Genomic DNA, 25,488 nt, shown 5'->3' with positions numbered 1-25,488 from the left:
AGCCTTCGGGCCAGCGCTGGCGATCACTCGGCGGCGCTGAGAACCGGTACCGGCACGGTTTGGGTCAGCCGCTGGAGCAGCCTGGAACGCTCCTCCGCCGCCTTTGCGGCGCTGGCCTGCCGGACATGCCCATAGCCGCGGATGAGCGCCGGCACGGAGGCGAGAGCGGCGGCGGCATCGATCCTGCCCGGCGCAAGTGCCGTGGCGATCAGGTCGAGATCCGCCTCGTATTGCGCAAGCATCCGCCGCTCGGCGCGCCGTTCGGCGGTATGGCCGAACGGGTCGAATGCCGTACCGCGCAGGCCTTTCATGGCCGACAGCAGGCGAAAGGCTTTCATCATCCAGGGGCCGAAGCTCGATTTCCTCGGCTTGCCGTCGTTGCCGTGCCGCCCGAGGATCGGTGGCGCGAGGTGGAATTCCAGCTTCTCGTAGCTTTGGAACTGCCTTGCGAGATCGGCCGCGAAGCTGCCGTCGGTATAGAGCCGCGCCACCTCATACTCGTCCTTGATCGCCATCAGCTTGAAGAGATTCCTGGCGGCGGCCTCTGTGACTGCGCTCGAACCGGGAACTGCACGCGCTTCGGCGGCGCGCAGGGCGGCGACCCTGTCGGCATAGCGCCGGCCATAGGCGGCGTTCTGGTACCCGGCGAGGAAAGCAACGCGCCTGGCGATGATGTCGTCGAGCGTTTCGGCGGGCGCGGACGCCGGCTTGCCGGTCTTGCTGACCAAGTTGCGCACGAAATCCGGCTGGTGCGCGGCGCGACGGCCCCAGCGGAAGGCGGCGATGTTCATCGCCACTGCTTCACCGTTCAATTCGATAGCCTTTTCAACTGCTTCGGCCGACAGCGGCAGCCCGCCATGCTGGAAGGCGAAGCCGAGCATGAACATGTTGGCACCGAGCGAATTGCCGAACAGCGCGGTCGCCGTTCGGGTGGCGTCGAAGAAGTGGGCCTTGTCGTCGCCGGCGGCGGCACGGATCGCCTTCTTCAGCCGCTCGACCGGCAGCGAAAAATCGGCCGAACGGGTGAATTCGCCGGGCATGATTTCGGCGGTGTTGGCGAGAAACATAGTGTGGCCCTCGCGGACCGCTGCGAGCACTTTCTTGGCGCCGGAGACGACGAGGTCGCAGCCAAGCACGAGATCGGCCTTGCCGGCCGAAACACGGATGGCGTGGATATCCTCGGGCGTCGAGGCAATGCGGACATGGGTGAAGACCGAGCCGCCCTTTTGGGCAAGACCCGCCATGTCGATCATGCCACAGCCCTTGCCTTCAATGTGGGCGGCCATGCCGAGCATCGCGCCGATGGTGACGACGCCGGTGCCGCCGACGCCGTCGATGATCGCCGCCCAGCCCTCTGCGCCGAGCGGGAATTCGACGGGCGACGGCACGCCGTCCAGCGGATCGCTCTTGCCGGCAATGCCTTCGGCCTTCCTGATCTTGCCGCCGTGCACCGTCACGAAAGAGGGGCAGAAGCCGCTAAGGCAGGAAAAGTCCTTGTTGCAGCTGGACTGGTCGATCCGGCGCTTGCGGCCGAATTCGGTTTCGACCGGCTGGATCGAGACGCAGTTCGACTGCACGCCGCAATCGCCGCAACCTTCGCAGACCAGCTCGTTGATGAAGACGCGCCTGTCGGGGTCGGGGAAGGTGCCGCGCTTGCGGCGGCGGCGTTTTTCCGCGGCGCAGGTCTGGTCATAAAGAAGCACCGAGACGCCTTTCACCTCACGCAATTCGCGCTGCACGAGGTCGAGGTCATCGCGGTGATGGATGGTGGCGCCGGCCGGGAAATCGGCCTTGCCGGCATATTTGTCCGGCTCGTCGGTGACGATTGCGATGCGGTCGACGCCCTCGGCGCGCACCTGCCTGGCGATCATGTCCACCGTCAGGCCGCCTTCATGCGGCTGGCCGCCGGTCATGGCGACCGCGTCGTTGTAGAGGATCTTGTAGGTGATGTTGGCACGGCTCGACAGCGCGAAGCGGATCGCCAGCGCGCCGGAATGGTTGTAGGTGCCGTCGCCGAGATTCTGGAAGATATGGTCGCGCTTCGAGAACGGCGCCTGACCGACCCATTGCGCGCCCTCGCCGCCCATCGCCGTGAACCCGACTGTGTTCCTATCCATCCACAGCGCCATGAAATGGCAGCCGATGCCGGCGGCGGCGAGCGAGCCCTCCGGCACCTTGGTCGAGGAATTGTGCGGGCAGCCCGAGCAGAAGAAGGGGGTGCGCGAGCCGATGTCGACGGTGTCGGCGAGCATCGCCTGGAACTGGCGCAGCTTCGCCACGCGCGCGGCGATCTCCTCCGACGGGCCGATGGTGCGCAGGATCCGTTCGCCGAGCGCGATGGCGATGTCGTTCGGGTCGAGCGCGCCCTTGGCCGGAAACAGCCAGTCGCCGCGTTCGTCCTTCTTGCCGACGATGGCCGGCTGGATGGCCGAGCCGTAGAGGTTCTCGCGCAACTGCACCTCGATCAGCGACCGCTTCTCCTCGACGACGACGATGGTGTCGAGGCCGCGGGCGAAGTCGGCGATATGCTGATAGTCGAGCGGCCAGGGGCAGCCGACCTTGAATAGGCGGATGCCGATGCGGTTGGCCGCCCTCTCGTCGATGCCGATATCCTCGAGCGCCTGGCGCACGTCGAGATAGCTCTTGCCGATGGTGATGACGCCCAGCTTCGGCTTGCGGCCGCCGGAATAGACGATCCGGTTCAGCCCATTGGCCTGGATGAAGGCCGAAGCCGCGGCGCGCTTATGCTCATGCAGCCGCTCCTCCTGCCCGAGCATATCGATCTCGTGGCGGATGTTGAGGCCGCCGGGCGGCATGTCGAAGTCCGGAATGACGATGTTCAGCCTCTCGATCGAGGCGTCGACCGAGGCGGTCGACTCGATGTTGTCCTTGACGCATTTGATCGCCGCCCAGGTGCCGGCGAAGCGCGACATGGCAAAGCCGTAGAGGCCATAGTCGATGATCTCCTGGACGCCGGCCGGATTGAGGATCGGCACCATGGTGTCGACGAACAGGAATTCGGTGGCATGAGCATTGGTCGAGGACTCGGCCATGTGATCGTCGCCCATCAGGGCGAGAACGCCGCCATTTCTCGACGAGCCGGCAAGGTTGGCGTGACGGAACACGTCGCCCGAGCGGTCGACGCCCGGTCCCTTGCCGTACCAGACCGCAAAGACGCCGTCATGCGTGCCTTCGCCGAGCAGTTCGGTCTGCTGCGACCCCCAGCAGGCTGTGGCGGCGAGTTCCTCGTTGAGGCCAGGCTGGAAGACGATGTCGGCCTGGGCAAGCTGCCTCTTCGCCCGCCAGAGCTGCATGTCGAGGCCGCCGAGCGGCGAGCCGCGATAGCCCGAGACGAAGCCCGCGGTCTTGAGGCCGGCGCGACGGTCGCGCTCGCGCTGCATCAAAAGCATGCGTACGACGGCCTGCGCCCCGGACAGGAAAACGCGCTCCTTGCCAAGGTCGAACTTGTCGTCGAGCGCGACGTCATGCAGCGTCATCAGGCATTTCCTCTGCGGAGGCGCGCCTCAATCGGGCGGCCAACGTCGGAGTGGGACGCCGCAGTCTTTCTTCCCTAGCGGGAGAGGTCAAACGAAAAAGCAGGGGCCAGAGCGGACGCAACAAATGGTCCGGGTGAAGTCGCCCAGCGCATTTAAGATGACGCTAAACGCTTCATGAAGCACGAAAATTTCAGTGGCCAGCGCCTGTCAGGCAGCCTTCGAGCAATCCGGCTTCGGCTGATCGGGCAGCTTGCCGTCGGGATGACCGGCAAGGTCCGGGTTGAGCTCGTATTTCGGCCCGATCACCAGCGGCCGGTCCGGCAGCATGGTCTGATCCTCCGACGAGGTCATCGTCGTGTCGAGGCTCTGGAGCAACGTGCCGCTCGAATCCTCGATGCGGATCGTAACGGAATAGGGCTTGTCCTTGACCACGCAGCTGAGCGGCGGGCTGGTGAGCGTGATGTGGGGAAGCTTCGGCCAGATCTTCTGGTTGACGATGATCGGGTCGCCGCCGGCCGGATTCTGGAAATTCACCACGGCGACCTGCCCCTCGGCCATGGGCCGCAGCGGCCTCAGCGTGATGACGTAAGTGGCGATGCCGAGCCGGTAGTTGAATTCGAACAGCTTGCCGGAAATGGCGAAGAGCTGCTCCTTGCCGGTGTCGCGGCAGGCGCCGAGCGTGGTCGCGGCAATCAAGGCCGCGCCGAGAGCGATCGAACGGAACTTGCTAGTCATTGGCAGCCTCCCTGACCGCCGTTCGGCGGCGATAATAACGGTTCGCTTTCTGGCGGTTGCCGCAGACGGCCATGTCGCACCAGAGGCGACTCGAGTTGCGGCTGCGGTCAACGAACAGCCAGCTGCAGTTCGGGCAGATCCTGAGCCTGGCAACTGTTTCGTCCCGCAGCAGCGAAAGCGCCGAGACGGCCAAGGCCGCCTCGAAGGCGATCGGCGTCGCCGGATCGCCGAAAGGCCGGCCCGGCGCGCCGATCTCGGTCGTGCTGTCGGAGAGCCCTTCGGCGCAGGCCGTCAGAAAATCCGGCAGATGGCGGGTGGCGATCATGCCTTCCGCCACGGCATGCCGGAACAGGCGGTCGGTCGCCTCACGGATCGACAGCACAACCGGGGCGATGCCGTCCGGTTCCGGCGCCTCCAGCCGCCGGCCGCCGAGCTCGGCGGCGCGAAAGCCGCTTGCCGCCTCGGCGAAACGGGCGATTTCGGCCGGATCGTCGAAACGGTCGAAGGTCCTTTCCGGATCGTTGCGCAGCACGACGGTGTTCGCCGTGTCGAGCGCGAGAATACCGCCGGTGAAGCGGTGCGGGGTCCAGGATACCGTCATAACGAAAATCTAACCGATAAAACGTATTTGACAAGTTAGATTCCTGATGCAAGGCTCGCCATAGGGTCCGTCGCTCGGGCCAGCACATGATCCCTTCCGCAAATCGGAACCGATTTTCGGAAGGGATCATGTGCTAAATCAAAGCGCTACAGCGTCCTTTGCGCGTCCCAAAGGACGCGCGGCGCTGTAGGGATTCTCCATGCTCTATTTCTACCAGCAGGTGCTGAACGGGCTGCATTCGGGCGCGCTCTATGCGCTGCTCGCCTTCGGCTATGTGCTGACCAACGGCATCCTGCACCGCACCAACCTGGCCTACGGGGCGCTGTTTGCCTTTTGCGGCCACACCATGATCCTGACCGCGGCCTTCGGCTACCAGGCGCTGTGGCTGACGCTGTTCGCCTCGGTCGCGCTCGGCGTCGTCGCCGCCCTGGTTTATGCGGTGCTGATCAGCCAGGTGCTGTCGCGCAGCGTGTTCGAAAGGCTGGCGGACCGGTCGCCCAACGCCATCGTGGTGACGACGCTCGGCATATTGCTGTTCCTGTCGGAAGCGAGCCGCATCGCCGCCGACACCCATGATCTCTGGCTGCCGCCGATGCTCGCCCAGCCCGTCATCTTCGCCCAGGATACCGGTTTCAAGGTCACGCTCACCGTCATCCAGCTGCTCGACTGCGCGGCGGTGATCGCGGTGGTGGCGCTGGCCGCCTGGCTGTTTTCGCATTCTCGCTTCGGCCGCGCCTGGCGGGCCGTCTCCGACGACCCGAAGGCGGCCGCGATGTGCGGCATCGACGTGCGCGCCGTGTTTCGCCGCGCGGTGCTCTACGGCGGCTTCTGCGCGGCTTTTGCCGGTGTGCTCGCCGGCCTCTATTACGGCAATATCAGCTTCGGCACCGGCCTCGTCTACGGCCTCAAGATCCTGTTCGTGACGGCGGTCGGCGGCTATCTGTCGCCGCTCAAGGCGGCGCTCGGAGCGGCGGCCTTCGGCATGGCCGAATCGCTGTGGGCCGGCTATTTCCCGATCGAATGGCGCGATGCCTGGATCTATCTCTTCCTCGTCGCCATGCTGGTTCTGATCGGCGCCAGCCGCGACCAGGCCAAGGTCGCCTGAACCCATCAGACTTTGGTTGCATGACGTTCGGTGAACCGGCGGGTTTCCACCGGCGCCATCGTTTGTCGCGCCTTGTCGTGTTGACCTGCCAGACCACGCACTGCATACCGTTGGGCCAAGCGGCGCGACCCCGGAGGGGGAATCGGGCGCGCAGCAGCACTTTTGTGTCTACGCATCGTGCTTTCCGAAAATCGAACTCGATTTTCGGGCCGATACGCCAGGGAGGAAATGCATGGCAGGGCTGCTCGCTCTATCCAGGACGATCGATCGCATCAACGAGTTCATCGGCCGCTGGGTGTCATGGCTGATCCTGCTTGCGATCCTGGTGAGCGCCGTCAATGCCGTCATCCGAAAGGTGTTCGACATCTCGTCCAACGCCTGGCTGGAACTGCAGTGGTACCTTTTCGGTGCCGCCTTCATGCTGGCGGCCGCCTACACCCTGAAGCAGAACGACCATATCCGCATCGACATCGTCTACGGCATGTTTCCCCGCCGCTTGCAGCACTTGATCGACCTCCTCGGCCACCTCCTCTTCCTGATGCCGTTCGTGGTGCTGATGGTGATCTACTTCGTGCCTTACGTGTCACTGTCTTTCCACAGCGGCGAGATGTCGACCAACGCCGGCGGCCTGATCGTCTGGCCGGCAAAGGCCATCCTGCTCGTGGGCTTCTTCCTGCTGGCGCTGCAGGGCGTTTCCGAGATCATCAAGAAGATCGCCATCATGCGCGGCGACATGGAGGATCCCAATCCCTTCGTCTCGGCGCATGAGCAGGCCGAACTCGAGGCCAAGGCACTTGCCGAGGAAGCCAAGGCGCTGGCCGGCGAGGTGCGCTCATGATCGAGTTCATCGCGCAGAACATGGCGCCGATCATGTTCGCCTCGCTGATCATCTTCCTTTTGATCGGCTACCCCGTCGCCTTCTCGCTCGCCGCGAACGGCCTGTTGTTCTTCTTCATCGGCGTGCTGCTCTCGCCCTATTCCGGCGGATCGATCAATCTCGCCTGGCCGCTGCTGCATGCGCTGCCCGACAATTTCTACGGCACCAGGGTGATGTCCAACGACACGCTGCTGGCCATTCCGTTCTTCACCTTCATGGGGATCGTGCTCGAGCGATCCGGCATGGCCGAGGATCTGCTCGACACGGTCGGCCAGCTGTTCGGCCCGATCCGCGGCGGGCTTGCCTATGCGGTGATCTTCGTCGGCGCGCTGCTTGCCGCGACGACCGGCGTGGTTGCGGCCTCGGTGATCGCCATGGGACTGATCTCGCTGCCGATCATGCTGCGCTACGGCTATGACCGTCGGCTCGCCTCAGGCGTGATCGCGGCGTCCGGCACGCTTGCCCAGATCATCCCGCCCTCGCTGGTGCTGATCGTGCTTGCCGACCAGCTCGGACGCTCGGTCGGCGACATGTATGCGGGCGCCCTGATCCCCGGCCTCGTGCTGACGGGTATCTACATGGCCTACGTCCTGATCATGTCGATCATCCGGCCGAACTCGATGCCGGCGCTGCCCATCGAGGCGCGCACGCTCGGCCGCGGCGTGATCTCGCTGATCGTGGCCCTGCTGATCGCGGTCGCGGTCTCCTATGCGGCCTATCGCTACCTCGTGCCCGCCCATGGCGACAATGCCGACATACTGGGCGCCACCGTCGGCGTCATCGTGACCTACATCGTGGCGGTTGCCGACCAGCGGCTCGGGATCAACACGATGTCCAAGCTGGCGCAACAGGTGGTGATCGTGCTGATCCCACCGCTAGCGCTGATCTTCCTGGTGCTCGGCACCATTTTCCTCGGCATCGCCACGCCGACCGAAGGCGGCGCCATGGGATCCGTCGGCGCGCTCATCATGGCGTCGATGAAAGGGCGGCTTTCGCTCGACGTCATAAAGCAGGCGTTGGCCTCGACGACGCGGCTCTCCTCCTTCGTGCTGTTCATCCTGATCGGCGCGCGCGTCTTCTCGCTCACTTTCTACGGCGTCAACGGCCATATCTGGGTCGAGCATCTGCTGACCTCGCTGCCGGGCGGCGAGACCGGCTTCCTGATCGGCGTCAACCTTTTGGTTTTCGTGCTTGCCTTCTTCCTCGACTTCTTCGAGCTCGCCTTCATCATCGTGCCGCTGCTCGCGCCGGCCGCAGACAAGCTCGGCATCGACCTGATCTGGTTCGGCGTGCTGCTCGGCGTCAACATGCAGACCAGCTTCATGCATCCGCCCTTCGGCTTCGCGCTGTTCTACCTGCGCTCGGTCGCCGCGCGCGTGCCTTATCTCGACCGCCTCACCGGCAAGCAGATCGCGCCGGTCACCACCGGCCAGATCTACTGGGGCGCGGTGCCTTTCGTCTGCATCCAGGTGATCATGATCGGGCTCACCATCGCCTTCCCGCAAATGGTGATGCGCTATAAGGGCGCCACGGTCGAACCGAGCACGATCGACCTGAAACTGCCGGAGATGCCGGGACTGGCGCCGCTCGGCACGCCGCCGGCCGACAATGGCGCGGCACCCGCCAATGGCGGCGCGGCGCCCGCCGCGCCCGGCACGCCCGATCTGTCACAGCCGCCGAATTTCGGCGACACCGCCCCGGCCAAGCCGGCCGCACCCGCGCCCGACCTTTCGAAGCCGCCGAGTTTCAATTGAGGTGAGCAAGCCATGAGAGCCGTAAGGCTGGAAGCAATCGGCAGCATCGCGCTTCGCGAGGTCGAGAAACCTTCGCCGGGGCCGCAGGACGTTCTGGTGCGGATCGAGGCCTGCGGCGTCTGCGGCACCGACAGGCACCTGTTCCAAGGCGAGTTTCCGTCAAAGCCGCCGGTGACGCTCGGCCACGAATTCTGCGGCATCGTCGAGGCCGTAGGAGCGGCCGTCGCCGATATTGCCGTTGGCGACCGAGTCACCGGCGATCCCAACATTTCCTGCGGGCGCTGCAGCCACTGCCGTGCCGGCCGCGTCAATCTGTGCAGCAATCTGAGAGCCATCGGCATCCACCGCGACGGCGGCTTCGCCGACTATGTCGTGATGCCGCAAAACCAGGCTTTCCTCCTGCCCGCCGGTCTCAAGCCGACGCATGGCGCCTTCTGCGAGCCGCTGGCATGCTGCCTGCATGGCGTCGATCTCGCCGCCATCAAGCCCGGCGCCTCGGTGGTCGTTCTCGGCGGCGGCGTCATAGGGCTGCTCACGGTGCAATTGGCGAAGCTGGCGGGTGCGGCGACCATCATCCTGTCGACCAGGCAAGCCTCGCGCCGCGCGCTGGCCGAGGAGCTTGGCGCAACGGCGACGGTCGACCCCAGCGCCGCCGATCCCATCGAGGCCATCGCCGGAAAAGCCGGCATTGTACCTGGCGGCGTCGACGTGGTGCTCGAATGCGCGGGCGTCCCGGACACCGTCCAGCAATCGATGCGGCTGGCCAAGTCCGGCGGCACGGTGGTGATCGTCGGCGTGATGCCGCAAGGACAGAAGGTGGCCTTCGAGCCCTTCGACATCCTGTTCCGCGAGTTGAAGGTGCTCGGTTCCTTCCTCAATCCCTTCACCCACCGGCGCGCCGCGGACCTTGTCGCGTCGGGCGCAATCGAGATCGACAAGCTGATCTCAAGGCAAGTGTCCCTCGAGGAGGCGCCGCAGGTGATCTCGAATCCCGCGGCCCCGGGGGAGGTCAAGGTGCTGGTCGTGCCGGGCAAGGGCTGAGGCGCCGGCTTTGCGCTCAGTTCTTCCCTTCTCCCCTTGTGGGAGAAGGTGTCGCCGAAGGCGACGGATGAGGGGTGCTCCAGCTTGGCGCACCGACGGCACTCCGGCCAACACCCCTCATCCGTCTCGGCGCTGCGCGCCGATCCACCTTCTCCCACAAGGGGAGAAGGAGGGCCTCGCCTACAGCTTGCCGTTGCGCTGCTGCACCATCATGAAGGTATCGTAATTGTATTCGGCGACCTGGGCCCAGAGATAGTGCTCCTTGCGGAAGCCCTTGATCGAGTCCCAGATCTTCTTGAACGGCGCGTTGTTGGCTTCCATTTCGGCATAGACCTCGTTGGCCTTCTCGAAGCAAGCCGCCATGATTTCCTGGCTGAACGGCGCCAGCTTGGCGCCGCCAGCCACCAGCCGCTTCACCGCCGCCGGGTTGAGATAGTCGTATTTCTGCAGCATGTTGGCATCGGCGGCCTGCGCCGCCGTATGCACGAGCGACTTGTAGGCCGGCGACAATTCCTCGTACTTGGCCTTGTTGAACATCAGGTGCACGGTCGGGCCGCCTTCCCACCAGCCGGGATAGTAGTAATAAGGCGCGACCTTGTAGAAGCCGAGCTTCTCGTCGTCATAGGGGCCGACCCATTCGGCGGCGTCGATCGTGCCCTTTTCGAGCGCCGGATAGATGTCGCCGCCGGCGATCTGCTGCGGCACGACGCCGAGTTTCTGCACCACCTTGCCGGCGAAACCGCCGATGCGCATCTTGAGGCCGGAAAGGTCGGCGACCGTGTTGATCTGCTTGCGGAACCAGCCGCCCATCTGCACGCCGGTGTTGCCGCCCGGCAGCCCGAACAACCCTTGCGTGGCCAGGAACTCGTTGAACAGGTCGATGCCGCCGCCGTGATAGTGCCAGGCATTCATGCCGCGCGCGTTGAGCGAGAACGGCACCGCGGCGCCCAGCGCCCAGGTCGGGTCCTTGCCCCAATAGTAATATGCCACCGTGTGGCAGGCCTCGACCGTGCCGGCGGCGGTGGCGTCCGCCGCCTGCAGGCCGGGGACCAGCTCGCCCGAGGCGAATACCTGGACCTGGAAATTGCCGTCGGTCGCTTCCGACAGCATTTTCGAGAAGACTTCCGCGCCGCCATAGATCGTGTCGAGCGATTTCGGGAAGGACGATGCCAGCCGCCAGGTCACTTTCGGATTGGATTGAGCTATCGCCGGCGTGGCAAGCGCAGCGGCCGCCGCCGCGACGCCGACACCGGACGCACCGGCCTTGCGGATGAATGAACGACGATCCATGCAGTTTCCTCCCATTTTGGATCAACAGACCGACTTACAGGCATCCTCGCTGCCCTGGCCGGCTGCGCGAAACAATACACGGGCAAGGTGTCGAGTCCAGCATCGCGGGCAACGTGCAACTATAGTCTAACGCCAACCGCCGTGGCCCAGCCGGAACGGCGAAACTTGCCATGGCAAAGCGCCTTGGGATCGCCTATTTTGTAGGCAGAATAATTCGTTAGCTCTCGATGGAAACCGTATCCAAAATGCAGCAGCCGCTCGTTGCCGTCTCGACCGATGTCCGCCAGTTCGACAACTACACCTGGCATGCCGCGCCGCAGCAATACATCGAAGCGGCGATCGCCGGCGCCGGCGTGTTCCCGCTGCTGGTGCCCTCCTTCGGCGACCGGCTCGACTTCGACGAGCTGCTGTCTTCGGTCGACGGGGTCATGGTCACGGGTTCGAAGTCCAACGTGCATCCCTCGCTATATGGCGGCGACGCAACCGAGGCCAACGGCCCCTACGATCCCGCGCGCGATTCGACCACGCTGCCGCTGATCCGCAAGGCGATTGAGCGCGGCGTGCCGCTGCTCGCCATCTGCCGCGGCATCCAGGAGCTGAACGTGGCGCTGGGCGGCACGCTCGGCACCGAGATCCAGGAGCGCGAGGGCTCGCTCGATCACCGCGCGCCGGTGAGCGACAATCAGGACGAGCGCTTCGGCATCCACCAGACGATTTCGATCAAGCCCGGAAGCTGCCTCGCAGGCGTGTTCGGCGCCGGTGAAATGAAGGTCAACTCGCTGCATCGCCAGGCGATCGACCGGCTCGGCTCCAAGCTGCAGGTCGAGGCTTTAGCCACCGACGGCACGATCGAGGCGGTCTCGGTCAAGGATGCCCGCGCCTTCGCCGTCGGCGTGCAGTGGCACCCGGAATATTGGGTGAAGTCGGACAGCAACTCGGCCAAGATCTTTCGCGCCTTCGGCGATGCCGTGCGGCTCCACGCAGCGGCGAAAGCCGGGACACGCGCGGCGGCGGAATAGACCCGCCGGCCAAGCAGTTCCGTGGTTTACTCGCCGTTGTTCAGCGAAAGCAGCGGCGTGGCCGGCGCGTATGATTCGTAGCCGTCGCCATCGGCGACGCTGAAGGTGACGATCGGATCAGTGCCGTTCTCGCTGAAGGCGACCGAGCCATCGGCCTGCTCGCGCCAGAATTTCACGCGTTCGATGCCGGGCATCAGCTTGTGGCAGTTCGGTGCGACGCGGAGCAGCGACAAGCCGTCCGATAGCTCGGCGCCGCGCTGGACGGCGCAGGCCGCTTCGTCACCATTGGCCGTCAACCGATAGGTGCCGGATGGGGCAGCTTCTTCGGCCGCGCTCCGGCCATCGCCGCCATGCAGGAACTGCGCGCCCCCGAACAACGCAACCGACGCAACCAACCCGGCCAACAGCTTCACCCTGCCTCTCCGTACCAAAGCGCGTCGCGCGGCTCTTCTGGTCCATGCATGTCGCCGTCCGCGAACTTAGGCGACATGCATAACGAAGTATGCACAATGATTCCGAATGGTTAACCAGGCGCTAACAATGCGGCTTGTCAGGCGCGCGGCTTGACGCTGATCGTCTCCGGCACCGGGGTCAGCGGCCGGCGCTGGCCGAACCAGGAGATCAGATTGTCGACGCACAGATCGGCCATGGCCCGGCGTGTATGGTCCGACGCCGAGCCGACATGCGGCAGGAGCGAGGTGTTGGGCGCGTCGAGCAAGGCCTGAGGCACGTTCGGTTCGTCGGCAAACACATCGAGCCCGGCGGCGGCGATTGCGCCCTTCTCGAGGGCGGCGGCGAGGGCCGCCTCGTCCACCGTGCTGCCGCGGCCGATATTGACGAAGACGCCGTTCGGACCCAGCGCCGACAGGATCTCGGCATTGATGGCCTTCTCCGTCGATGCACCGCCCGGGGCGATGCAAATCAGCGTATCGACCGCTTCGGCCAAGCCCTTCAGCGTCGCATGGTATTCGTAAGGCAGGCCCTCGACCTTGCGGCGATTGTGGTAGGCGATCGGCAGGCCAAAGGCCTCGATACGGTGCGCGACGGCAAGGCCGATGCGGCCCATGCCGAAGATGCCAATGGTCCGGCCGCGCAAGGTGAGCCGGCTCAGGCGATAATTGCCCTTCTTCACCCAGTCGCCGTCGCGCAGCCATTTCTCGGCGGCATACATTTCGCGTACCGTGTTGATCAACAGCCCGATCGTGGTGTCGGCGACCTCTTCGGTCAGCACGTCCGGCGTGTTGGTGACCATCACGCCGCGCTTCGCCGCGTGACCGGCGTCGACCGAATCATAGCCGACGCCGAAATTGGCGATGATTTCGAGATTGGGCAGCGCGTCGATCACGGCCGCGTTGATGCCGCCGAAGCAGGCGATGCCGCGCACCGCTTCACGCATCTCGCCGGTGACCAGCGACGGGTCGGCGCGCTCGATCCGCACACGCTGGAACGCCTTGTCGATCCGGCCGATCGCATGGTCGTTGAAATGACCCGGCACCAGGATGGCGACCGGGAGCTTCGCTTCAGCTTTTGTCATTGACGCTCCACCGGCTTGCCGGTGGACTGGCGCACGTGCAGCTCCGGCTTGATCAGTTCCTGCGAGGGGCGCACAGCCTGCCCGTTCAGCTTGTCGAGCAGCGCGCTGGCGGCGCGGCGGCCGACCTCGCGCTGGCCATTCCAGACCGTTGTCAATGCCGGAGTTGCGATTGCGGCCTCCTCGAGATCGTCATAGCCGGTGACCGAGATGTCGACGCCCGGCACGAGACCAGCCCGCGCAATGCCGTTCATCAGTCCGATGGCGACGAGATCATTCCAGCAGCAGGCGGCGGTCGGCTTGTCTTTCAGCGCCAAAAACTGTCCTGCGGCCTCGAAACCGGCCTGCTTGGTGCGCGGGCCGGCAATGCGCCAGGTCGGTTTCACCTCCAGCCCGGCCGCCTCCATGGCGTGGACATAGCCCTGGTAGCGGTCGCGGCCGGTCGAGGTCTGGTCGGTGCCGCCGATCATGGCGATGCGTTTGTGGCCGAGCGAGATCAGGTGATTGGTGGCAAGGCCGGTGCCATAGGCGTCATCGCCGCGAAACACCGGAACGCCGGCGCCCTCGACCGTGCGCGCGATCAGCACCGCCGGCAGGCCGTTCTCCTCGGCCATGATGATGTCCTCGGCCGGCGTGCCGATGGCCGGCGACATGATGACGCCGTCGGCGCCGAGCTGCAGCAGCGTGTCGATGAATGTGCGCTGCTTTTCGAGCTGATCGTAATGATTGGAGAGGATGAACGTCTGGCGGCTGCGGTCGAGCTCGCTTTCGATCGAGCGCAGGATCTCGGCGAAGAACGGGTTCATGATGTCGTGCACGACGACGCCGACAATGCCGGAGCGCGAGGTGCGCAACGAGGCGGCGCGGCGGTTGTAAATATAGCCGATGGCGCGGGCATGCTCCTTGATGCGATCGCGCGTGGAGCCGGCGACCAGCGGGCTGTCGCGCAGCGCCAGCGATACCGTTGCCGTGGAGACGCCGAGCGCATCCGCGATCGTCGAAAGCTTGATCTTCTGTGCCAGCCCTTGGTCCCCCGGACTTTTAAACTGTTTAAATGGGGCTTATGCCATCGATCGGAGGCAAATCAAAGTTTTTTCGCCAGGGTCTCGGCCTCGGTGTCCAGCGAGGCGGAATTGCGCAGGCGCAGCCTGTGCTCGCGATGGATGATGTAGAGGCCACTGGCGACGATGATGGCCGCTCCGAGCAGCGTCCAGCGGTCGGGAAGCTGGTGGAAGATCAGCCAGCCGGAAATGATCATCCACACCATCTGCGAATAGGGGTAAGGCGCGAGAGCCGTCGTCGTCGCCAGGCGATAGGCCTGGACGAGCAGCCAATGACCGCCGGCGCCGAAGACGCCGAGCATCAGCAGGATCGCCCAGTGCCAGCCATCCTGAGGAAGAGACAATGAGAAGGGCAGCATCGGCAGGAGCAGCACCGCCGGCGCCAGCGCCGAGAACAGGATCAGGCTCTCCGATGTTTCGCTGGCCGACATGCGCCGGGTCATGATGACGTAAAAGGAGTTCGACAGCATCGAGCCGAGCGCGAAGAGATGGCCGATGCCGAAGACGCCGACGCCGGGCCGGGTGATGATCAAAACGCCGACGAAGCCGGTGAGAATCGCCAGCCAGCGCCGCCAGCCCGCCCATTCGCCGAGCAGCGGTCCGGCCAATGCGGTGATCACCATCGGGCCGAAGAAATAGATCGAGGTGGTTTCGGCGAGCTGCAGGGTCCTGAGCGCCAGGATGTTGAACATGGTCGAGCCGAACAGGAGGCATCCGCGCAAAATGTGCGCCGGCAGGTTGTTGGCGCGGAAGCGCGACGGTTCGCGCCAGCCGCGCAGGAAGACGCCGACAAGCAGGACATGGATGGCGAAGCGGGTCCAGGCGACGATCAGCGCCGAGACGCCGGCCAGCACCAGATATTTGCTCGAGGTGTCGAGAAAGGTGAAGCAGACATAGACGCAAAGCATCAAAAGCATCGCCGCGGGCGGCGTTGCGCTGTCGTCGTGGATTTTGGGAGTGTTCAAGTTCAGGCCGGAGGAAAGGTAGACCCCACCCTTTTGCGGCAATCGCCACCGGCCAGCAAGCCAAAAGCGACTGGCCCAACAAGCGCACCGAACAGGCTTAGAGCGCACTGCTGTTGGCGATTGGCAGGAACGTTCCTCGCAGTCGCCAATCCTGAAGGCGGAGCAAGGATCAAAGCCATCCCTACTCCCCTGAATCACGCATGCATGCGGGCGCCCTTGGTGATCTTGTCGACGAGCTTCTTTTCGGCGCGCAGCGCGATGCCGACCACCTTGGCGTCGTCAGGCGCGAATTCGGCGAAGACGGCGCGGTTGGCCACGTCATGGCCGGTCGAGAACATCTCCTCGACATAGGCGGATGTCGTCACGCCGCGCTCGAGGGCCCTGCGGTGGATGATGCTGAGCGTCGGCCCATCCGCCGACAGCACGATGACGGGCTGGATCGATAGCGGATTGAAGAGATTGCCGGCGCTATCGCGATAGGGTTCGCCGATGATCTCAGGGAACTGCGCGACGATGCCGCTGGTCAGGAAGGCGGTGACGTTGAGCTTCTGCCAGACGGCGAGGTCTTCCCTCAGAACGATTGCAAATTTCGTGTCGAACACCAAAATTGAGACTCCGGATGGTCCAAGAAGGGCATGTGATGGCGCACGGTCTAGGCGATGAGGCGCTGGAAGGTCTTGAACGTTCGTGCGCTGAGGACGACCGGATCGTTTCGGCGCCGGGCGCCACCGGCCTCGAGCGCATCGAGGCGCGCTTCCACGGCAATGCCTTCGACCTGCACCGCCACGACACCTATGCCATCGGCGTGACGCTCGATGGCGTGCAGCGCTTCCACTATCGGGGCGCCGTGCGGCACAGCCTGCCCGGCCAGGTGATCGTGCTGCATCCCGACGAATTGCACGACGGCGGCGCCGGCACGGAGGACGGCCTGCGCTACAGGATCCTCTATCTGGAACCGTCGCTGCTCTCCGACTGCCTTGGTGGCGCGCCGCTGCCTTTCGTGCCCGATGCCGTGGTGAGCGATCCGGCCTTGCGCGACACGCTGCTGTCGGCGCTAACGCCGCTCGACGAGGAGCTCGACGATTTGTTCGTCGCCGATTTCATTGCGCAGCTGGCGCGACAATTGAAGCGCCATGCCGGACAGCCGGCAAAACCGATGGGCAGGACGGCCTGGCGGGCGGCGGCACTTGCCCGCGACTATCTGGAAGAAAATGCCGAACGGCCGGTGCGCTCCGACGAGCTGGAAGCCGTCACCGGCCTCGACCGCTATGCGCTGTCACGCCATTTCCGCGCGACCTATTCGACCAGCCCGCATCGCTTCCTGTTGATGCGCCGGCTGCAGCGGGCGCGGCGCATGATCGAGACGGGGGAGCCGCTTGCCGAAACAGCTGTTGCGGCCGGCTTCAGCGATCAGAGCCATTTCAACCGGCATTTCAAGAAGGCGTTCGGGCTGACGCCGGGACGCTGGGCGGCGCTGGTAAGCGCGACGCGCAGCGTCGTCGCTCAATCGCGAGACGTCCGGTGATGTCGCTGAGGCGCGACGCGCAGCGTCGTCGCCCTTTCCGCTGAGCCGCCGATGCTTGGGTGGCGCGTGAAGCGGCTAAGCGGCGATGCTGCGCATCGCGCTTGCGTCGCTCGAGACGACGCTTACGCGTCGCTCGTGGGTCACCAACGTCTCGCGGTTAAGCGACGATGCTGCGCATCGCGCTCACGCGTCACGCTTCATCCAGCTCCGCGTCATCGTCCAGGAGGATCAGCTCCTCGTTGGAGAGGTTCGCCTCGACGCGGGCGAGCAGCTTGAACAGCGCCTTCTGGTCCTTCTTGTCGAGGCCCTTCAGCGCCTGCTTTTCGGTCTTCTTGACCGACTTCTCGATGGCGCGGATGGTCTCGCGGCCGGTATCGGTCAAAAAGATGTGGGCCTGGCGGGCATCGGCATTGGAGGCGCGCTTTTCGAGGAAACCCTGCGCCTGCAGCCTGTTGATGGTCTTGGTGATGGTCGGCGGGCGCACACCGAGCTTGCCGGCGAGATTGCCCGGCGTCTGGCCGTCCTCCCGGTCGAGCGCCAGCATGATCTGGTCCTGGCCGGCATAAAAGCCGTGCGCCAGGAGCCGCGCCGCAAGCGCTGTACGTGCAAGCCGCGCCGCCGAATGCAGCCGGCTCATTGTCGCTGTCTTGTCCGCCTTGGCCATGGTCTTTCCCTCTTCGGCCGAACCGGCGCGGGCAGCATAGAGGCTGTCCGACGGCTGGCAAATGACGATTTAAAGAGGCCGGCTTGCAGAACGCTTTGCCGGCAAGCAATTGCGGCGCCCGCGCAGGTGATGCCAGATGTTTATTTCAGTTAGATGACAAACGACTTTTGAACCGGCGAGATTCACAGCGGAAAGCCTGCATGGGCGAGATGACACCCGTGCGCGCCCTCCGCCTGGCCGCATCGAGCACCGCTATTCCATCCTCGACACCCGCGCCGATCGGGGGCCAGCTGGCCCATCGGTTTGGCGCGTGCAAAAGCGCGGCTCACACCCTATATGAGGCCGACAAATCCTTCGAGGCACAGATTTTCGAGGCAACCCATGAGCGATGCACAGACGCAGATCCCCGTAACCGTTCTCACCGGCTATCTCGGCGCGGGCAAGACGACGCTGCTCAACCGCATCCTGTCGGAGAACCACGGCAGGCGCTACGCCGTCATCGTCAACGAGTTCGGCGAGATCGGCATCGACAACGACCTGATCGTCGAATCCGACGAGGAAATCTACGAGATGAACAATGGCTGCGTGTGCTGCACGGTGCGCGGTGACCTGATCCGCGTCGTCGAAGGCCTGATGCGGCGGCCCGGCCGTTTCGACGCCATCGTCGTCGAGACCACGGGCCTCGCCGATCCGGTTCCGGTGGCGCAGACCTTCTTCATGGACGACGACGTGCGCTCCAAGACCAAGCTCGACGCGGTGGTGGCGCTGGTCGACGCCAAGCACCTGCCGCTGCGGCTCAAGGACTCCAAGGAAGCCGAGGACCAGATCGCCTTCGCCGATGTGGTGGTGCTGAACAAGACCGATCTCGTCACGCTGGAAGAGCTCGAAAAGGTCGAGGCGACGATCCGCGCCATCAACCCGGCGGCCAGGATCCATCGCACGGAGCGCGCCGGCGTGGCGCTGGGCGAGGTGCTCGACCGCGGCGCCTTCGACCTTTCCCGCGCGCTGGAGAACGACCCACATTTCCTCGAGGCGCACGATCATGATCACGACCATGACCACCATCATCACGATCATGACGGGCACGATCACCATCATCACGACCATGCTTCGGATATCCACGACGTGACGGTGAAGTCGGTGTCGCTGCGCGGCGGCGAGATGGACCCGAAGAAGTTCTTTCCCTGGATCGAGAAGGTGACCCAGATGGAGGGTCCGAACATCCTGCGGCTGAAAGGCATCATCGCACTCAAGGGCGACGACGACCGCTATGTCCTGCAAGGCGTGCACATGATCCTCGAAGGCGACCACCAGCGCGCCTGGAAGGACGGCGAGAAGCACGAGAGCCGGCTGGTGTTCATTGGCCGCGATCTCGACGCCGAGCGGCTCAGGAAGAGTTTTGAAGCCTGCCAGGCGGCTTGATTTCCAAGCCTTGCAACGTTAGCGCTGCCCCTCATCCGCCTGCCGGCACCTTCTCCCCGTGAAGAACGGGGAGAAGGGACGCGCTGCAACGCAGGCGATCCCCTCTCCCCGTCCTTACGGGGAGAGGGTAAGGGGCAGCGCTAAACTCGAATGGAATGATCTCGTGCCCACAGTCGCTCCGCTTGATCTCGAAGGCCATTGCGTCGCAGCCGTCTTCCTCGGCGACGTGCCGCATTTCGCATTGGCCGACGGCGCGATCCATCGGCTCGACAATGGGCACAAGACCGTGCAAGCCAATGACGGGCTGCTCGCTGCCTTCCATGACGCGGCGAACGACCGGCTGATCACCGGCGGCGAGGACGGCAGGGTGTTTGCCGTGAAAGCCGGCGGCGAGGCGAGCGAACTTGCCAGCGCCGGCAGGAAATGGATCACCAGTGTTGCCGCCGGGCCGCAAGGCGCGATCGCCTATGCGTCGGGCAAGGCCGCCTTCGTCCGTTTCGCCGACGGCAAGACCAAGGAATTTTCGCATCCGCGCTCGGTCGAGGGGCTCGCCTTCTCGCCCAAAGGGATGCGCTTCGCCGTCGCCCGCTACAATGGCGCGACGCTGCATTTCCCGGCGGCCGAGGGCAAGCCTGTCGAACTCGAATGGGCCGGCGCCCACACCGGCATCACTTTTTCGCCGGACGGCGCTTTCCTCATCACCACCATGCAGGAGAACGCGCTGCATGGCTGGAAACTGGCTGACGGCAAGCACATGCGCATGAGCGGCTATCCAGGCAAGGTGAAGAGCCTGTCGTGGTCGCCCAAGGGCAAATGGCTGGCGAGCTCCGGCGCGCCAGCGGCGATCGTCTGGCCGTTCGCCAGCAAGGACGGCCCCATGGGCAAGGCGCCGCTGGAACTCGGCACGCGCGGCAACACCATGGTCACCTGCGTTGCCTGCCATCCAAGCCAGGAAGTCACAGCCATCGGCTACGAGGACGGCATGGTGATTGCGGCGCGCTTTGCCGATGCCAAGGAAGTGCTGCTGCGCCGCCCCGGCAAAGGCGCCATCACCTCGATGATGTGGGACAAGGAAGAGCGCCGCATCGTCTTCGGAAGTGCGGCGGGTGATTGCGGCGTGATAGACATCACGGCTTAAGGGAATAGGCAGTAGGGAATGGGCAGTAGGGAAAGAGAGCCCTACTGCCTACTGCCTACTGCCTACTGCCTACTGCCTACTGCCTACTGCCTACTGCCTGAACGAGGGGCTTCATGCATTCAATCGACCGGATTTCCATCCGCGGCATCGCTGCCGCCCGCATCGCCGAGCTGCGCGAGACGGAAGCGGCGGCCTTCCGCAAGGCGCGGCCGAAATCGGAAGCCAAGGTCGGCAACGGCATGTCGGGCTTCCTCGGCGGCGTGCCGATGCACTGGATGACCGACTGGCCGACGCCGTTTCCGATCCTGGCCGACGGCGCCAGAGGCGCCATCATCACCGACATCGACGGCAACAGGCTCGACGATTTCTGCCTTGGCGACACCGGTTCGATGCTCGGCCATTCGCCGCCGGCGGTCGCTCGCGCGATCCGCCGGCAGGCCGGGCGCGGCCTGACCTACATGCTGCCTTCCGAAGATGCGCTGGCGATCGGCCCGCTCTTACAACAGCGTTTCGGGCTGCCCTACTGGCAGATCGCCACCACCGCGACCGACGCCAACCGCTTCGCGCTGCGCGTCGCCCGCGCGGTGACGGGGCGCGAAAAGATCCTGGTCTTCAACGGCTGCTATCACGGCTCGGTCGATGAGACGATGGTGCGGCTGATCGACGGCAAGCCGGTCAACCGGCCGGGACTGGCCGGCGAATTCCGCGACCTGACGCGGGCTACCAAGATCGTCGAGTTCAACGACATGGCGGCGCTGGAAGCAGCGCTGGCGGACCGCGACGTCGCCTGCGTCATCACCGAACCGGTGCTGACCAATTCCTGCATGGTGCTGCCGGAGCCCGGTTTCCACGACGCGCTGCGGCGCCTCACCCGCGCGGCCGGCGCGTTGCTTCTGATCGACGAGACGCACACCATCTCCACCGGCCCCGGCGGCTATACGAAGAAATATGGGCTGGAGCCGGATCTGTTCGTGCTCGGCAAGCCGGTGGCCGGCGGCGTGCCGGCGAGCATCTGGGGGATGAGCGAGGAGGTGGCCACACGCTACGGCGCCTATAACCTTACGAAGGAACCCGGCTATTCCGGCATGGGCACGACATTGTCGGCCAACCCGCTGCAATTCGCGGCGATGCGCGCCACGCTGGAAGAGGTGATGACCGAGGAGGCCTATGCCCATATGGACCGGCTGGCGCGCCGCCTCGACGCCGGGCTCTCCTCCGTCATCGACCGCTATCATCTGCCCTGGCATGTCACGCGGGTCGGCGCCCGGGTCGAGTTCATCTGCGCGCCCGGCCCGCTCAAGAACGGCGGCGAGGCGGAGAAGGCGCATGCGCCGGAACTCGAAGGCGCCATCCATGTCGCGCTGGTCAATCGCGGCGTGCTGATCGCGCCGTTCCACAATATGATGCTGATCTCGCCGGCGACGACCGCGGCCCAGGTGAGCCGTCTCATCGCCGCTTTCGCCGCGGTTGCGGCAAGGCTCACGGCGTGAGACAAGCGGCGATGGACAATCCGAACGCCGTCACGACCTCGCCTTCCGGCTCGACGCCCGCCGAGGCGAAAGCCTTTCTCGACGCCCATCCCGACATCGAGGCCTTCGACATCGTGCTCACCGACGCCAACGGCATCGGCCGCGGCAAGATCGTGCGGCGACACGAGCTGATGAGCATTTTCGAGGGCGGCCGGCACATGCCGATCTCGATCCTCGGCCTCGACATCACCGGCGAGGACGTGCACGAGACCGGGCTGATCTGGGACAGCGGCGACGGCGATCTCAGAGCCTGGCCGATCCCTGGCACCTTGGTGCCGCTCTACGGCACGCAGCCGCCGCGCGGCCAGGTGCTGATGGCGATGTATCATCTCGACGGCCAGCCGATGTCGTCGGACCCGCGACTGGCGCTGGCAAGGCAAGTGGACATATTGGCGGCCAAAGGTCTGCATCCGGCCGGCGCCTTCGAGCTGGAGTTTTTTCTCCTCGCCAACGAGCGCGATGCGGACGGTAAGGTGCAAGCCGCCCGCGCGGTGCTCGACGGCCGCCGCTCGGCCAAGACCGAAGTCTATTCGGTCGACCATCTGCACGGCATGGAGCCGCTGTTTTCCGATATTTACGCCGCGGCAAAGGCGCAAGGCATCCCGGCCGAGACCGTCATTTCCGAATACGCGCCCGGCCAGTACGAATTGACGCTCAACTATCGCAAGGACGTGATGCGGGCGGCGGACGACCTCGTCATGCTGAAGCGGCTTGTCAGGGCCCAGGCGCGCCGGCACGGCGTCACCGCCTGTTTCATGGCCAAGCCGATCGAAACCTATGCCGGCTCAGGCATGCATTTCCACGTCTCGCTGCAGGATGACGCCGGTCGGAACGTGTTCACCGAGGCTGCCGGCGAGAAATGGTCACTGAGCCTGCTCAACGCGCTTGGCGGCCTGATCCACACCATGGCGGAATCGATGCTGGTGTTTGCGCCGCACGCCAATTCATGGCGGCGCTTCGTCGCGCAGTCCTATGCACCGGTGGCGCCGACCTGGGGCGTCAACAACCGGTCGGTGGCGCTGCGCGTGCCGGCGGGCGACGCCAGGAACCGCCGCATCGAACATCGGCCATCCGGCGTCGACGCCAACCCTTATCTGGTGGCGGCGACGGTGCTGGCCGGCATCATCAAGGGCCTGGACGAAGGGCTGGACCCCGGCACGGAAACGACCGGCAACGGCTATGAGCAGGCAACGGAAGCGTCGACCATGCCGGCCGACTGGCGCGCCGCGATCGAGGCGGCCAGACACTCCGATTTCCTGAAAGCGGCGCTCGGCCCCGACCTGCACCGGACCTTCGTGGCGATCAAGCAGGCGGAATATCTGCGCGTTGCGCGCACCGTCAGCGAGCTGGATTACCACCTCTACCTGCACGAGGTGTGAGGATCGGGAACCATCGCCAGCCTCGCCCATTCAACTTCGACAGCCGGCGAGGATGGACGATGGCAGGCACGACCCCACATGAGACGGCGATTTCCGGCAGGCGCGCTCGAGCGGGACACGCCGAACCTCCGGACGAGGCAGAGCCGATCGCCGAGTTGCGCGATGAGGCGAAGGGGTGCCGCCGCTGCCCGCTGTGGCGCAATGCGACACAGACGGTTTTCGGCGAAGGGCCGGAAGACGCTGAGGTAATCTTCGTCGGCGAACAGCCGGGAGACCAAGAGGATCGGGCCGGCAAACCGTTTGTCGGTCCGGCGGGCCGGATGCTCGACGCCACCCTGGAAGATGCCGACGTCGACCGCCGGAAGGTCTACGTCACAAACGCGGTGAAGCATTTCAAATTCGAGCCGCGCGGCAAGCGGCGCATCCACTCCAAACCAAATGCCGGCGAGGTGCAGGCCTGCCGCTGGTGGCTGGACAAGGAGATCGGCCGGATCGGTCCCCGTCTTGCCGTGGCGCTTGGCTCGACCGCGGCGCAGTCACTGCTTGGCAAAGCGGTGCCGGTGTTGAAGAGGCGTGGCGAGGTGATCGAGCGCGATGACGGGCTGCGCGTGTTCGTCACCATCCACCCTTCGCTTATCCTGCGCATCCGCGAGCAGGAGGACAAGGACGCCGAGCGGGAGCGGTTTCTGAAGGATATGAGGAAGGTGAAGCGGCTGATGGATGGTTGATCGTTCTACGCACCCGAACGGAAACGGAAATACTACGAATGCTGTTGCACAGGATCGCGCGGCCTTCGAGATTGGCCGAAACGCCCGTCGCTTCGTCATCCACGGGCGGAGCAAGGAGCGAAGCGACGCGCGCAGACCCGAGGATCCATTCCGTTACTTCGACGTGTTGCAACGGTGCAGAATTCTGCTCCGGTGCACTCTTCGGCTAAGGTCACGGAATGGATTCCAGGGTCTGCGCGCGTCGCTTCGCTCCTTGCTCCGCCCTGGAATGACGACTTCCGTGGGGCCCGCCGCTACCTGACCAGGATCGCTCTGAGATCATTGACATTCGTCCCGGTCGGCCCCGGGACAAACAAATCGCCAACCGCATTGAAGGCCGTCCATGCGTTGTTGCCTGCCAGCATCGCCTTGGCATCGACGCCGGCCGCACGCATGCGCGACACCGTCGAACCGTCGGCAAACGCCCCGGCATTGTTCTCCGAGCCGTCTATGCCATCGGTGTCGGCGGCCAGGGCATAAATGCCTTCCAGACCACCGATGCCAATGGCGAAGGCGAGCAGGAATTCCGAGTTGCGGCCACCCTTGCCTTTTGCCCGCAGCGTCACCGTCGTCTCGCCGCCCGACAAGATCAGCACCGGTTTCTCGAAGGGCCGGTTGCGGGTCGCCACCTCGCGCGCGATCGCGGCATGGACGCCGCCGACCTCGCGCGCCTCGCCTTCGATCGAATCCGACAGGATGACGGCCCCGATGCCTTGCCGCTTCGCTTCGGCAGCCGCAGCTTCCAGCGAGACGCCGGCCGAAGCGATCAAATGCACTTCATTGCCGTCAAAGCGGGGATCGTCGGGACGCGGCGCGTCGGCGGCGGACGAATTGATGTGGGCCATGACCGCATCTGGCAGCTTCATGCCATAGGCGGCGATCGAGGCCAGCGCATCCGCGCGGCTGCCGGTGTCGGGAACGGTCGGGCCTGAAGCGACGAGCGCCGGATTGTCGCCGGGGATGTCCGAGACGACCAGCGACACGACCCTGGCCGGATGGGCGGCGGCGGCCAGGCGTCCGCCCTTGATGGTCGAGACATGCTTGCGGATGGTGTTCATCGCCGCGATCGGCGCGCCGGAGGCGAGCAGCGCCTCGTTGACGGCGATCTCGTCGGCTAAAGTCAGGCCGGGAGCGGGCGACGGCAGCAGCGCCGAGCCGCCGCCCGAAATCAGCGCCACCACCAGGTCGTCTGACGTTAGTCCCTGCACCTTCTCCAGCAGCCGTCGCGAGGCTTCGAGGCCGGCCGCATCCGGCACCGGGTGCGCCGCCTCGATGATCTCGATGCGCTCGCATCTGGCGCCATAGCCGTAGCGGGTGACGACAAGGCCGTCGATCGGCCCGTCCCAGACTTTTTCGAAGGCGGCCGCCATCTGCGCCGAGCCTTTTCCCGCGCCGATGACGATGGTGCGGCCTTCAGGTTTCGCCGGCAAATGATTTCGGATCGTCTTTTCTGGATCGGCGGCGGAGACAGCCGCGTTGAAGATCGCGGTAAGGAAGGCTTTGGGATCGGTCACGGTCATATTTGGCGGCCACCGGCGTTGCGCAGATTTTTCCGACGTCGGCGCCGCCCCTCACCCTTACCCTCTCC

22 protein-coding genes are annotated in these 25,488 nt (G+C 65.0%); 11 read left to right on the top strand and 11 right to left on the bottom strand.

What is annotated here, in order from left to right; genetic code table 11:
- Positions 1–23 precede the first annotated feature (23 nt).
- From ABID26_RS18185 to ABID26_RS18175, 3 genes are all read right to left on the bottom strand, one after another.
- Entirely contained in the window at positions 24–3,500 is a 3,477-nt protein-coding gene (locus ABID26_RS18185) for an indolepyruvate ferredoxin oxidoreductase family protein (protein ID WP_354416028.1), read from the bottom strand.
- Positions 3,501–3,704: 204 nt separating this feature from the next.
- Positions 3,705–4,232, bottom strand: coding sequence for a hypothetical protein (locus tag ABID26_RS18180; RefSeq protein ID WP_126096601.1), 528 nt, complete (start codon positions 4,230–4,232; stop codon positions 3,705–3,707).
- Positions 4,225–4,833, bottom strand: coding sequence for a CGNR zinc finger domain-containing protein (locus tag ABID26_RS18175; protein WP_126096602.1), 609 nt, complete (start codon positions 4,831–4,833; stop codon positions 4,225–4,227). Before ABID26_RS18175 ends, ABID26_RS18180 begins: the two co-directional genes overlap by 8 nt.
- Positions 4,834–5,032: 199 nt before the next feature.
- Here ABID26_RS18175 and ABID26_RS18170 point away from each other — a divergent pair, with 199 nt between their 5' ends.
- From ABID26_RS18170 to ABID26_RS18155, 4 genes are all read left to right on the top strand, one after another.
- Entirely contained in the window at positions 5,033–5,938 is a 906-nt protein-coding gene (locus ABID26_RS18170; protein WP_126096603.1) for a branched-chain amino acid ABC transporter permease, read from the top strand.
- Positions 5,939–6,170: 232 nt separating this feature from the next.
- Positions 6,171–6,776 (top strand): TRAP transporter small permease subunit, encoded by a 606-nt coding sequence (locus ABID26_RS18165; protein ID WP_126096604.1) that lies wholly within the window; start codon positions 6,171–6,173, stop codon positions 6,774–6,776.
- Positions 6,773–8,569, top strand: a complete 1,797-nt coding sequence (locus tag ABID26_RS18160; RefSeq protein ID WP_189521400.1) for a TRAP transporter large permease — start codon at positions 6,773–6,775, stop codon at positions 8,567–8,569. Before ABID26_RS18165 ends, ABID26_RS18160 begins: the two co-directional genes overlap by 4 nt.
- 12 nt (positions 8,570–8,581) lie before the next feature.
- On the top strand, positions 8,582–9,610 hold the full coding sequence (locus tag ABID26_RS18155) for a zinc-dependent alcohol dehydrogenase family protein (RefSeq protein ID WP_126096605.1): 1,029 nt from the start codon (positions 8,582–8,584) through the stop codon (positions 9,608–9,610).
- Between the two features lie 180 nt (positions 9,611–9,790).
- On the opposite strand, the gene ABID26_RS18150 is transcribed toward ABID26_RS18155, so the two are convergent.
- Positions 9,791–10,900 (bottom strand): TRAP transporter substrate-binding protein, encoded by a 1,110-nt coding sequence (locus ABID26_RS18150; RefSeq protein WP_126096606.1) that lies wholly within the window; start codon positions 10,898–10,900, stop codon positions 9,791–9,793.
- A gap of 245 nt (positions 10,901–11,145) precedes the next feature.
- Between ABID26_RS18150 and ABID26_RS18145 the strand changes: the two genes are divergently transcribed.
- Entirely contained in the window at positions 11,146–11,919 is a 774-nt protein-coding gene (locus ABID26_RS18145) for a gamma-glutamyl-gamma-aminobutyrate hydrolase family protein (protein WP_126096607.1), read from the top strand.
- 26 nt (positions 11,920–11,945) lie between these two features.
- Here ABID26_RS18145 and ABID26_RS18140 read toward each other — a convergent pair whose 3' ends face one another.
- The 5 genes from ABID26_RS18140 to ABID26_RS18120 form a co-directional block, all read right to left on the bottom strand.
- Positions 11,946–12,332, bottom strand: a complete 387-nt coding sequence (locus ABID26_RS18140) for a hypothetical protein (RefSeq protein ID WP_126096608.1) — start codon at positions 12,330–12,332, stop codon at positions 11,946–11,948.
- Positions 12,333–12,469: 137 nt separating this feature from the next.
- Positions 12,470–13,453, bottom strand: coding sequence for a 2-hydroxyacid dehydrogenase (locus ABID26_RS18135; RefSeq protein WP_126096609.1), 984 nt, complete (start codon positions 13,451–13,453; stop codon positions 12,470–12,472).
- Positions 13,450–14,472 carry a LacI family DNA-binding transcriptional regulator gene (locus ABID26_RS18130; RefSeq protein WP_126096610.1) on the bottom strand — a complete coding sequence of 341 codons (1,023 nt, stop codon included), beginning with the start codon at positions 14,470–14,472 and terminating at the stop codon, positions 13,450–13,452. Before ABID26_RS18130 ends, ABID26_RS18135 begins: the two co-directional genes overlap by 4 nt.
- 62 nt (positions 14,473–14,534) lie before the next feature.
- Positions 14,535–15,419, bottom strand: a complete 885-nt coding sequence (locus tag ABID26_RS18125) for a DMT family transporter (protein ID WP_189521520.1) — start codon at positions 15,417–15,419, stop codon at positions 14,535–14,537.
- 251 nt (positions 15,420–15,670) lie between these two features.
- The gene (locus ABID26_RS18120) at positions 15,671–16,078 is read right to left on the bottom strand and encodes a DUF2000 family protein (protein WP_126096612.1); all 408 of its coding nucleotides are present in this window, start codon (positions 16,076–16,078) and stop codon (positions 15,671–15,673) included.
- 38 nt (positions 16,079–16,116) lie between these two features.
- Here ABID26_RS18120 and ABID26_RS18115 point away from each other — a divergent pair, with 38 nt between their 5' ends.
- Positions 16,117–17,001 (top strand): AraC family transcriptional regulator, encoded by an 885-nt coding sequence (locus tag ABID26_RS18115; RefSeq protein WP_126096613.1) that lies wholly within the window; start codon positions 16,117–16,119, stop codon positions 16,999–17,001.
- Positions 17,002–17,191: 190 nt separating this feature from the next.
- Here ABID26_RS18115 and ABID26_RS18110 read toward each other — a convergent pair whose 3' ends face one another.
- Positions 17,192–17,665 carry a MarR family winged helix-turn-helix transcriptional regulator gene (locus tag ABID26_RS18110; RefSeq protein WP_126096614.1) on the bottom strand — a complete coding sequence of 158 codons (474 nt, stop codon included), beginning with the start codon at positions 17,663–17,665 and terminating at the stop codon, positions 17,192–17,194.
- 381 nt (positions 17,666–18,046) lie between these two features.
- On the opposite strand from ABID26_RS18110, the gene ABID26_RS18105 reads away from it, so the two are divergent.
- The 5 genes from ABID26_RS18105 (at position 18,047) to ABID26_RS18085 (ending at position 23,861) form a co-directional block, all read left to right on the top strand.
- Positions 18,047–19,087, top strand: a complete 1,041-nt coding sequence (locus tag ABID26_RS18105; RefSeq protein WP_126096615.1) for a CobW family GTP-binding protein — start codon at positions 18,047–18,049, stop codon at positions 19,085–19,087.
- Between the two features lie 163 nt (positions 19,088–19,250).
- On the top strand, positions 19,251–20,225 hold the full coding sequence (locus ABID26_RS18100; RefSeq protein WP_126096616.1) for a WD40 repeat domain-containing protein: 975 nt from the start codon (positions 19,251–19,253) through the stop codon (positions 20,223–20,225).
- A 113-nt stretch (positions 20,226–20,338) separates the two neighbouring features.
- The gene (locus ABID26_RS18095; RefSeq protein ID WP_126096617.1) at positions 20,339–21,715 is read left to right on the top strand and encodes an aspartate aminotransferase family protein; all 1,377 of its coding nucleotides are present in this window, start codon (positions 20,339–20,341) and stop codon (positions 21,713–21,715) included.
- Between the two features lie 11 nt (positions 21,716–21,726).
- The gene (locus ABID26_RS18090; RefSeq protein WP_126096618.1) at positions 21,727–23,133 is read left to right on the top strand and encodes a glutamine synthetase family protein; all 1,407 of its coding nucleotides are present in this window, start codon (positions 21,727–21,729) and stop codon (positions 23,131–23,133) included.
- A 59-nt stretch (positions 23,134–23,192) separates the two neighbouring features.
- Positions 23,193–23,861, top strand: a complete 669-nt coding sequence (locus ABID26_RS18085) for a UdgX family uracil-DNA binding protein (protein WP_126096619.1) — start codon at positions 23,193–23,195, stop codon at positions 23,859–23,861.
- Between the two features lie 293 nt (positions 23,862–24,154).
- Here the strand turns inward: ABID26_RS18085 and ABID26_RS18080 are convergent, their stop codons facing one another.
- On the bottom strand, positions 24,155–25,420 hold the full coding sequence (locus ABID26_RS18080; RefSeq protein WP_126096620.1) for a glycerate kinase type-2 family protein: 1,266 nt from the start codon (positions 25,418–25,420) through the stop codon (positions 24,155–24,157).
- Positions 25,421–25,488 lie beyond the last annotated feature (68 nt).

The organism is Mesorhizobium shonense, from assembly GCF_040545255.1.
Taxonomy (GTDB): Bacteria; Pseudomonadota; Alphaproteobacteria; order Rhizobiales; family Rhizobiaceae; genus Mesorhizobium; species Mesorhizobium shonense.
This window is presented reverse-complemented; position numbering and strand designations above follow the sequence as displayed.

Coding starts and splice junctions, on each gene's coding strand:
- ABID26_RS18180 (WP_126096601.1), bottom strand. CDS start 4,232: ATGACTAGCAAGTTCCGTTCGATCGCTCTCGGCGCGGCCTTGATTGCC.
- ABID26_RS18175 (WP_126096602.1), bottom strand. CDS start 4,833: ATGACGGTATCCTGGACCCCGCACCGCTTCACCGGCGGTATTCTCGCG.
- ABID26_RS18170 (WP_126096603.1), top strand. CDS start 5,033: ATGCTCTATTTCTACCAGCAGGTGCTGAACGGGCTGCATTCGGGCGCG.
- ABID26_RS18165 (WP_126096604.1), top strand. CDS start 6,171: ATGGCAGGGCTGCTCGCTCTATCCAGGACGATCGATCGCATCAACGAG.
- ABID26_RS18160 (WP_189521400.1), top strand. CDS start 6,773: ATGATCGAGTTCATCGCGCAGAACATGGCGCCGATCATGTTCGCCTCG.
- ABID26_RS18155 (WP_126096605.1), top strand. CDS start 8,582: ATGAGAGCCGTAAGGCTGGAAGCAATCGGCAGCATCGCGCTTCGCGAG.
- ABID26_RS18150 (WP_126096606.1), bottom strand. CDS start 10,900: ATGGATCGTCGTTCATTCATCCGCAAGGCCGGTGCGTCCGGTGTCGGC.
- ABID26_RS18145 (WP_126096607.1), top strand. CDS start 11,146: ATGCAGCAGCCGCTCGTTGCCGTCTCGACCGATGTCCGCCAGTTCGAC.
- ABID26_RS18135 (WP_126096609.1), bottom strand. CDS start 13,453: ATGACAAAAGCTGAAGCGAAGCTCCCGGTCGCCATCCTGGTGCCGGGT.
- ABID26_RS18125 (WP_189521520.1), bottom strand. CDS start 15,419: ATGCTTTGCGTCTATGTCTGCTTCACCTTTCTCGACACCTCGAGCAAA.
- ABID26_RS18115 (WP_126096613.1), top strand. CDS start 16,117: ATGGCGCACGGTCTAGGCGATGAGGCGCTGGAAGGTCTTGAACGTTCG.
- ABID26_RS18110 (WP_126096614.1), bottom strand. CDS start 17,665: ATGGCCAAGGCGGACAAGACAGCGACAATGAGCCGGCTGCATTCGGCG.
- ABID26_RS18105 (WP_126096615.1), top strand. CDS start 18,047: ATGAGCGATGCACAGACGCAGATCCCCGTAACCGTTCTCACCGGCTAT.
- ABID26_RS18095 (WP_126096617.1), top strand. CDS start 20,339: ATGCATTCAATCGACCGGATTTCCATCCGCGGCATCGCTGCCGCCCGC.
- ABID26_RS18090 (WP_126096618.1), top strand. CDS start 21,727: ATGGACAATCCGAACGCCGTCACGACCTCGCCTTCCGGCTCGACGCCC.
- ABID26_RS18085 (WP_126096619.1), top strand. CDS start 23,193: ATGGCAGGCACGACCCCACATGAGACGGCGATTTCCGGCAGGCGCGCT.
- ABID26_RS18080 (WP_126096620.1), bottom strand. CDS start 25,420: ATGACCGTGACCGATCCCAAAGCCTTCCTTACCGCGATCTTCAACGCG.